The sequence below is a fragment of the Paenibacillus sp. 01L418 genome, assembly GCF_056400045.1.
This window is the reverse complement of sequence record NZ_JBFTSN010000772.1, coordinates 1-1192: the sequence shown is the minus strand read 5'-3', so window position 1 is coordinate 1192 and position 1192 is coordinate 1. Positions and strand designations below refer to the sequence as shown.

Genomic DNA, 1192 nt, shown 5'->3' with positions numbered 1-1192 from the left:
CAGTACTATTCAGCTATAATGCCAATCATCTTAATGCCTTAAACGCTTCGATCACTACAGCGCGTCAACTACATGATTCCGCTGTTGTTGGAACGGCTTCTGGGCAATATGAGGAGGCGGCAAAAGAATCATTGCTTTCTGCTATTCAATTAGCTGAACAAACAGGGAAGAAACTCAATTCTACACGTCCAGAAATTGCTAATGCGGCAAAGATTTTAGAGAAATCTGTTCAAGTTTTCAAAGGAAGCCAGATTCGCAATATTTCTTTCGCAGCCCTGCATGCAACAAATGCAGCGTTATCGAGCATGGACAGTTACTTCCTCAAGCCGGCTTCTGTTACGTCCAATAACGGTGAGACTTATGTATCTTTTTCAATAAAGGACAGCAGCGTCGTTACAGAGTTTAAAGTTGCTCAGAACAGCATACTCACAGATGTGACCGTTGTCAGTGAAAACAAGACAGAAAATACGAGGGTTATCAAATTTAAAGTGGATGATTTAACGGCAATTGTGCCAGGGCAAGTTCGAATCATTATGCCAAACGTAATTGACCCGCGTACAGGCAAACCTTATGATGCGACTCATAACATTCGTCTGTTGTTTGACAATGGCGATCCTGCAGTATTGAAGGCAGCTATTGCGGCAGCGAAGGCGGCTCATGATGGAGCAGCCGCAGGTACAGGTGTTGGGCAATATCCGCAATCAGCGAAAGACGCACTGCTTAGTGCAATTACAGCAGCGAACGCTGTCGCAAACAGCATATTGTCTACAAAGCAGCAGCTCATTGATGCAGAAGGCACGCTGGATCAAGCGCTTCGTGCTTTCCAAGCGACAAAAATTGTCGTTGTTGATCCGGTCAAACCGACAGAACCGGGAGCACTTGCGGACGGCAAGTATTTGATTGATATTCAGTTTTTAAAACAAGGTACTACACAAACATCGGTGATGGATGAATATGTAGCACATCCTGCTCGTTTGCTCGTGCAAAATGGTGTGAAGCTTGTACAAGTGAATCTAAAGCAAAGCAAGGAAATTACCGGATTTACGATTGGCGGCTCTACGCCAACAACGATCGAATCCGATGCTTCCGCTAACACAAGACGAGTACAATTTACAGTAGCCGATCTACCGGCTAAGCTGGATGGCTGGGTGAAAATAGATTGGCCAGAAGTGAAGTACCATCATGAATACAG

Annotated in this window: 1 protein-coding gene; it reads left to right on the top strand. The window is 44.8% G+C overall.

What is annotated here, in order from left to right; all coding sequences use genetic code 11:
* The coding region (locus AC1DSE_RS35530) for an NEAT domain-containing protein (protein WP_477529153.1) at positions 1-1192 on the top strand (1192 nt) is incomplete at both ends.